General features: G+C 44.3%; 6 protein-coding genes and 1 tRNA gene. 4 read left to right on the forward strand and 3 right to left on the reverse strand.

The features are described from left to right. Positions 1 to 502 precede the first annotated feature (502 nt). From KIT90_RS27625 to KIT90_RS27640, 4 genes are all read left to right on the forward strand, one after another. Positions 503 to 1,549, forward strand: a complete 1,047-nt coding sequence (locus KIT90_RS27625; protein ID WP_285379757.1) for a hypothetical protein — start codon at positions 503 to 505, stop codon at positions 1,547 to 1,549. A 79-nt stretch (positions 1,550 to 1,628) separates the two neighbouring features. Continuing rightward, positions 1,629 to 2,687 (forward strand): hypothetical protein, encoded by a 1,059-nt coding sequence (locus KIT90_RS27630; protein ID WP_285379759.1) that lies wholly within the window; start codon positions 1,629 to 1,631, stop codon positions 2,685 to 2,687. An 81-nt stretch (positions 2,688 to 2,768) separates the two neighbouring features. Continuing rightward, on the forward strand, positions 2,769 to 3,716 hold the full coding sequence (locus KIT90_RS27635) for a CHAD domain-containing protein (protein WP_285379761.1): 948 nt from the start codon (positions 2,769 to 2,771) through the stop codon (positions 3,714 to 3,716). Between the two features lie 127 nt (positions 3,717 to 3,843). Beyond that, positions 3,844 to 4,632 (forward strand): lipase, encoded by a 789-nt coding sequence (locus KIT90_RS27640; protein WP_005440995.1) that lies wholly within the window; start codon positions 3,844 to 3,846, stop codon positions 4,630 to 4,632. Between the two features lie 82 nt (positions 4,633 to 4,714). Here the strand turns inward: KIT90_RS27640 and KIT90_RS27645 are convergent, their stop codons facing one another. From KIT90_RS27645 to KIT90_RS27655, 3 genes are all read right to left on the reverse strand, one after another. Next, positions 4,715 to 4,960, reverse strand: coding sequence for a hypothetical protein (locus tag KIT90_RS27645; protein ID WP_005440998.1), 246 nt, complete (start codon positions 4,958 to 4,960; stop codon positions 4,715 to 4,717). 137 nt (positions 4,961 to 5,097) lie between these two features. After that, entirely contained in the window at positions 5,098 to 6,621 is a 1,524-nt protein-coding gene (amyS, locus tag KIT90_RS27650) for an alpha-amylase (RefSeq protein WP_132697214.1), read from the reverse strand. 319 nt (positions 6,622 to 6,940) lie between these two features. Continuing rightward, positions 6,941 to 7,014, reverse strand: a tRNA-Cys gene (locus tag KIT90_RS27655). Positions 7,015 to 7,073: the final 59 nt, after the last annotated feature.

Here is a 7,073-nt window from a genome sequence, read left to right on the forward strand (position 1 = left end):
CACCACCAGGGCAACGCAATCAATGCGATGGTAACACCACCTGCTCTAACGACCTTCGCCGTGAGAACGAGGCGTACTTTAACGGATTAAGATTCTAGGTCAACAACAAATTTTATCTTTTTTATTCATGCGGTTAAAAAGCAGACTCAGACGAGCACTCTTCAGTCAATTCGATCAATCCCTAAACACATCAAACCATTCCAACCCTGCTCTTCACCTGCTGTTACTCAATCATCGCGTTTCTTTCTAGTTAATGTCAGATAGATTAAAAAGAGAAATCTATCAACAACTTTATAAATTACTCCCGCAAGTAATCTCATTTATAGGAATTAAAATTATCATTATTATACTCCGGTAACACTTCACTGATCGGATGTGTTGATCGTTATTATTCATCCCGTTAATCATACCTTTCGAGCAAAAGTGATTTTGATGTTTGTATTTTGCTTATTACCACTTCGCTATTTTTGGCGAAAATAAACATTCAAAGGTTGATAACATCATGAATAAAATGACAAAACTAGCCGCACTCGCAGTGGCAATGGCTTTACCTACCGCTTCCAATGCAGCTATTGGTGATTACAAAGTGGTCCTCATCCACGGATTTCAAGCCGATCAACTGCAAACTAAACCAGCGCCATCGCAAGTTGAAACAGAAGGTGCGGATTATTGGAAAGACTATTGGATGCAGTATGCCGATGCTCGCATTGATTGGCCCTCTCATGAAAGAGTTGAAGGGAAAATAGCCAGTGATTATGTATGGCCGAAGCTGCAAGAGCTCTCAAGAAACGGGACTTGCCAGCCGGGTTGCGTGTTGGTAACCCACTCAACTGGCGACCTAGTTGCAAGACATCTGCTCGATAACCAAGCAAACTGGTTAACTAACGCAGGGCTATCTCCACTCAATATTGTCGCGACTTTCGACTTTGCAGGCGCTGGTGGTGGATCCGAGCTGGGCGATATCGTTATTAACATCACTGAAGGTGGTGGCTGGACAAACAGTGCAATGCGTTATGCGATTTCACTCTGGCTTGGCGATATGCCATCAAAAAACAACACCGGTGTATTGAATGATCTAAAAGTGTCAAACGCTCGCCAAATAGCGATGTTACCAGACCACCGTATCCCTCGAATTCGTTTTGTTGGTAACGGCAGCGACTACCTAAAAGCGACCGCAAGCTTCTTGCCCGGAAAAGACGATGGTGTTGTAGCGGCGCATTCATCATGTGGCGCTTCAAGCTCAGGCAGTTTCGATAGCTGTTCTACTAATCTAGCTATGGACGGAAAAATGGCTTCTCAAAGTAAAGGAGTGGCTAGCTTTATGCCAAACCACTACCCGTTCATCATGGGTAACGGTTATAGCCACAGCGAAGTCATTGGGTCGAAACACAAAGGTAAAGTCACCTCCAGTAATACGTCGATTGCCTTAGCGGATGGAAAATCGGTAAGCGTTGACAGCTACCAAGAGAATGGATGGTTTGGAAACAAATACATTTACGTTCAAGGTTCTCAAAACGACACCATGTCGGAAATCGCTGTCGGCCTGTAAAGCGTCGTAATAAGCAAACCAACGAGCCAAGTTTCATGCTTGGCTCTTCTCACACAAAGCACGATGCAAGAGATCGATTATGAGTAACAAAAAGCCAATCGCCATTGCGGCTTTCGTTTTGATTGGGGCTACGGCGTTGTTTCTATCGCAACAAAATCAAGACGATGACTCCGCGAAGCAACAACAAGCCCAGCAGAATCAAACGGCTGCTTTACCCAAGCCAACACAGAGCGAAACCATCATTGTGGATAATTCGTCATTTCCTCCCGAAGAAGAGAGCGTCGATGTGATTGAAAATATGGCTTCATCCCATGACTTATCGTTGATCGCACAACGCCACGAAGAGGTCTTACAGTATCCAGCCTACTCTACTCCCATTACAGATAAGAACAGCCCGTATCTCGACTGGAATCATTTTGAAGAGGTCCCTGTTCCAGTGTTGAATGGAGAAGCCAAAGCAGCATTAAGCTTGGACAAATATCGTCATTTTTATCCAGACAAGATTGATGTTCGCTTAAAATCATCGGCAAACTACGTGACCGTGTCACTCGACATTATTGACGTAGAAAGCCAACAAACCCTCACCACTCTTCCTGTTCAAGAGAATGGTTGGCAAATAACACCAGAAGCAAACTGGCCACAAGAATTAAGATTGGTGGCACGCATCAGCTTTGAGCAAGGTGAAGATGTCATCAGTGCGGATTTACGCCTTTACCACTCTGTAGCCAGCATTATCAATGTAGACCAAGCATCTTCGAATAATTCCGATATGGTGATTCCTATTACAGTTCAAGTGGACAGAGCGGGTATCTATCGAGTTCGTGGCAGTTTATATCAATCAAACGGCTCGGCAGTGGCCTCTTTAGTACAAAAGAAACAACTGGCTGAAGGAGAACAAACCGTGGAGCTAAAAGCGTTCCACAATGTCTTACCCAATGGAAGAGCCGAGTATGAACTTCGTGACATCATGATAGAACGCATGTCTGGTTTCCCAGGTGAAAAAGCACAGTATGGCCAAAGTAAAGCAGAGTCTTATCCTGTTGGGTCATTTGATTCGAATACCCTATCCGATGAACCTTATGAAATGAGTGATAAAGAAAAGCAACAGCTTGAATTTCTTCACCAAGCCGCCAATTAGCCGGAATATTTGTTAGCTGAAATAGGTAGAACTGGTCGTCACCTCCTAAAATTAAACCATGTTTGATGTAGGAGGATGGCGATGAAGCTTCTCAACAAGAAGGTTGCGGACTTTAGATTGAGTGCAGATTCGGATCTGAACTTTCTTTTACCCCGTCATCTAATGCATGAATTCGACTACGCAAGAACACTCGAAAAAGGCGTAATTACCGAAACGGAACCTGAGTTTAACCATCAGTATCGAGTCACTTTACGACGAATTCGCTCTCTACTACTGCTTCTTAAGGCTAATTTCTGCCCCTTTGAATTCAAACTGCTCAAGCCCCACTTAAAGTTACTCATGAAGCAGACCAACACATTACGCGACTTAGACGTGTTTCTCATCGATAGAGAGCATTACTTAAATCGAGCACCAGAACACAGCGACAAATTAGCGTCGGTTTTTGACGTGATTGAAACGCAACAAATCGAAGCACTCAAATCTGTTAGGCAATGGCTCGCCTCTGATAGCTATCTCAAAACCTGCGTCATGATTGAAAACAGCCTTCGCCGAGCATCTCAATATGAGGTGGACAATGTCGAATCCATTGTTGTTTGTTCGAACAAAAGGATCCTCCACCATTACAAGTTGGTAAGCAATGCATGTAAAGGCTTGAACAGAAAAAGCAACGATGGTGAAGTTCATCAATTGAGGATTGAATGTAAGAAGCTCCGTTACTTGCTTGAATACTTTGCTCCTTTGTATGTTCCTCACCAAGGCCACCTTGGAATACAACACAGAGCGAATGTAAAACAGTTGAAGCAACTTCAAGACCGCCTCGGTGCGTTTAACGATACTTCCAATCAGCTCGACTTCTTTCGTAAGCAACAAAACGATAAGCAATTCACCAAGCCACAGCGTAGGGCGATTGGTCAGCTATTAACATTGGTAGAACAAGACCATCAATCCGCCAAGCTGGCGATTTTCGCTGACTTAAAAACCTTCAAACGTGAGATAAAGAGAAGCGATGCTCTCACCATTTATGCTTAGTTTATGCCCAAGCCATAAAAATAAACGCTATAGGCTGAGCTGTTTATTTTGCCTTTCCATACAGGTTCATGTTCTTTTCATATTTGACGTCTAGAGTTTGAAATTAACTAAGACAAAGAACAACAACGTGAAGCCTCTAAAACGATACCAATACGAACGCTACGCCGTACTCTGCAACCTTGCCTACCCCAGAGTCTTTAAACAGACCCGCTATGGGTTCGATCCTAATGGACAGCGCATCATTAAAAACGAGTTTGGCAAAACCATGATTCGTGTTTTATGGAGTAAAAAGCGCACAGAAGTCGTTGTTGTCATCAAGGGCTCACACAGCATTAGCGATTGGCTTTTGAACTTTGCCATGTGGACTCGTAGCTGCAAGCGCCTTGGACTTAACTATCGCATCCATGCAGGTTTCTATCATTTGTTGTTTCAAGAAAGCCAACCTTCACGAAATGAAGATCGTCTTGGTTTGAGCGTGATTGAGCGACTAGAAGCCACCGTCGTACCGCTGATTCTACAAGGCAAGCGCATCACCATTACTGGGCATTCATCGGGCGGCGCAATTGGTAGCGTGTTTGCCGATTATATCGAACGAAAGTACCCCAAAAGCATCAAGCGAGTAGTAACGTTTGGTCAGCCAGCAATTGGTGATTGGACATTCAAAAAACGATACAAGTTAGGACATAAAACCTATCGAATCTGTTGCGACATCGACATTGTTACCTTTATGCCTCCGGTACCTTTTCTCTACTGGCATGTGGGCAAAATGCTTTGGCTTTATAACGGTAGGATTTACGAGAACACACCAACGTTGATGCGGCTTGGACGCTCTTTGGTGAGTTGGTTGATACGCCCTTTTTCTTATCACTTAATGAGCAAGTACATTCGAAATAAAGACTTCTTTGATGAGCGGTAATCCAATGCTTAGCTTTCTCGGGATTTAAGGGCAGATATAAAAAGAGCCAGTATTAAACTGGCTCTTTCTTCTTGGTTCAGAATTACAAAGACGCAATTTCTTTATCAAGTTGGTATTTGTTGTCAGTAACGATACGCTCTAATACTTCGACGCGCTGTTTTAGGTCTTCTATTTGTTTATTAAGACCATCTCGCTCTTCTTTATTCATCTGCTTACGCTCAGAAATTTCGAGCGCTCTTACTTCTTTTCGATGATTGAGAATCAGCTTAACGATACCACCACCAAATATTGCACCGAATACAATCGCAACAATCAAAACGTCAGCCATAGATTCCTTTCCTTAATCTGCCTACTGATAATGCTCAGGTATAAAGTTACGCATATGTTTCATGAATATCAAACAAGACATTGATTAAATGCGTACTATTTTCGAAATTGGTCACACCTGCAATTCTATGAGCTTGATTATTTAACGCCGACCCAAACAGAAACCGAACCGCCGTTCACTGGGAACTCTGCCCAACCGTTAGCGTCAGTCCAGACTTCTTCCGTGCGAATACCTAACTTATCGACGTAACGCGTACTTGGTGAACCTGTGTACATCCATTTTGTACCGCCAGGGCCATCACTCATGATAACCGCCATTGAGTTCGGGTGTTCTGCATCCCCTTCTCGCGTCCAACCAATCACATCCCAATGATCAAGGTAAGAGTGCTGCTTGCCATAAGCATAATCTTTACGGGCTTTCACCAATTTCTCAATATACGGCACTTTCACCATGTTGATGTCGTGTCCTTTATCGCTGTATTGTGCGCCGTAGTAATCCGCGTAGAACACTGACGGATAACCTTCTTCACGAAGCAAAATGAACGCGTACGCAAGAGGCTTGAACCACCAATCCACTGGAGACTCCAGCGCTTGCAGTGGTTGCGTATCATGGTTCTCGACCAATGTTACCGCTTTCACTGGGTTGTCCTTCATCAAGGTGCCATCCATGATACGGCGCATATCGAAGTTACCACCCGAGCGTGAAGCGTTATAGAAGTTCATGTGTAGCGGTGCATCAAACAATGACATGCTGCCAGAAGTCTTAGTGATAAAGTTATGCAGATTGTTCACGTCGTAGTTCCAGTATTCACCCACAGTGAACAGCTCTTTGCCAGTCTTCCAACGCAAGTAATCGATCCACTCTTGTAGGTACTGGTACTTGATGTGTTTAACCGCGTCCATTCGGAAACCATCCACACCCGTCATGTTTAGGTACCACTCGCCCCAGTCTTTCAGCTCTTGCTTCACTTCTGGGTGATCCATGTCTAAGTCTGCATACATGAGGTAGTCGTAGTTGCCTTTTTCAGAACTGACTTCCCAATCCCATGCTTTGCCGTCACCTTTGAATTTGAAGATCGCTTTTTCTTTACCTGCGTCGTCCCAGTCGACCCCATCAAAGTGATACCACGTCCAATGGAAATCTGAGTATTTATCGTTACGCCCCGGGAAGCTAAATTCGACCCATGCTTCAATCCATTTGTCGCCGAGCTCAATATTTCGGTTGTTCCAATCGACTCGCTTGGTGTCGACCCACGATTTACCATCCGCACCGCCACGGTGGTTAAACACCACATCACCATAAATTTGAATGTTGTTTGCGTGTGCCGCTTTGATGGCATCGAGGTATTGGTCTTTAGTACCGTATTTGGTTCGCACCGATCCTTTTTGATCAAACTCCCCCAAGTCATACATATCGTAAACGCCATAACCGACGTCGTTGCTGCCACCAGCACCTTTATAGGCAGGCGGTAGCCATAACGCGGTAAAGCCGTTGTCAGATAGTGCTGGCGCGTTGTTTTCAACTTGTGTCCAGAGTGCACCGTCATTTGGCACATACCAATGGAAATACTGCATCATGGTTCCATTTTGAGCCGCCATTACCGGCGAACTGAGCAGCAAAGTTAAAGGTAAAAGTGTGGGTTTAAGGTTGAATGTTTTCATTATTTTTCTCTCACGTTTTAGGACGAAGCCCGAACTTAGAGAGCCGCAAGACAGGTAGAAGAAATCCAACTAACCGTCTGTTGTACAACAAAAAGTTCGGACTACAATCGTGGAGAAATTATCACCAATCACCCTCTACAATTATTGAGATGTGTAACATTTATAAAATCAATAGCTAATTGAGTGTAATTATTGAATCCCGATCAAATAATCAGGGAGGAGATAATAAGTAAACAGCAGAAAGAGGGATTAACGCGCGTCGATTTCCATTGCGCTAAAACGAAGAAAGCCCGTCATAATGACGAGCTTTCGAAAAGAATGGAGGCGCCTCCCGGAATCGAACCGAGGTCCACGGATTTGCAATCCGCTGCATAGCCACTCTGCCAAGGCGCCTCAACTGGAGCGACACACGAGGTTCGAACTCGTGACCTCAACCTTGGCAAGGTTGCGCT

It is taken from the genome of Vibrio sp. B172a, from assembly GCF_030248355.1.
Lineage (GTDB): Bacteria > Pseudomonadota > Gammaproteobacteria > Enterobacterales > Vibrionaceae > Vibrio > Vibrio owensii.

Excerpts from the sequence above, each read along its gene's own strand:
- KIT90_RS27625 (WP_285379757.1), top strand. The coding sequence starts at position 503 with ATGAATAAAATGACAAAACTAGCCGCACTCGCAGTGGCAATGGCTTTA.
- KIT90_RS27630 (WP_285379759.1), top strand. The coding sequence starts at position 1,629 with ATGAGTAACAAAAAGCCAATCGCCATTGCGGCTTTCGTTTTGATTGGG.
- KIT90_RS27635 (WP_285379761.1), top strand. The coding sequence starts at position 2,769 with ATGAAGCTTCTCAACAAGAAGGTTGCGGACTTTAGATTGAGTGCAGAT.
- KIT90_RS27645 (WP_005440998.1), bottom strand. The coding sequence starts at position 4,960 with ATGGCTGACGTTTTGATTGTTGCGATTGTATTCGGTGCAATATTTGGT.
- amyS (WP_132697214.1), bottom strand. The coding sequence starts at position 6,621 with ATGAAAACATTCAACCTTAAACCCACACTTTTACCTTTAACTTTGCTG.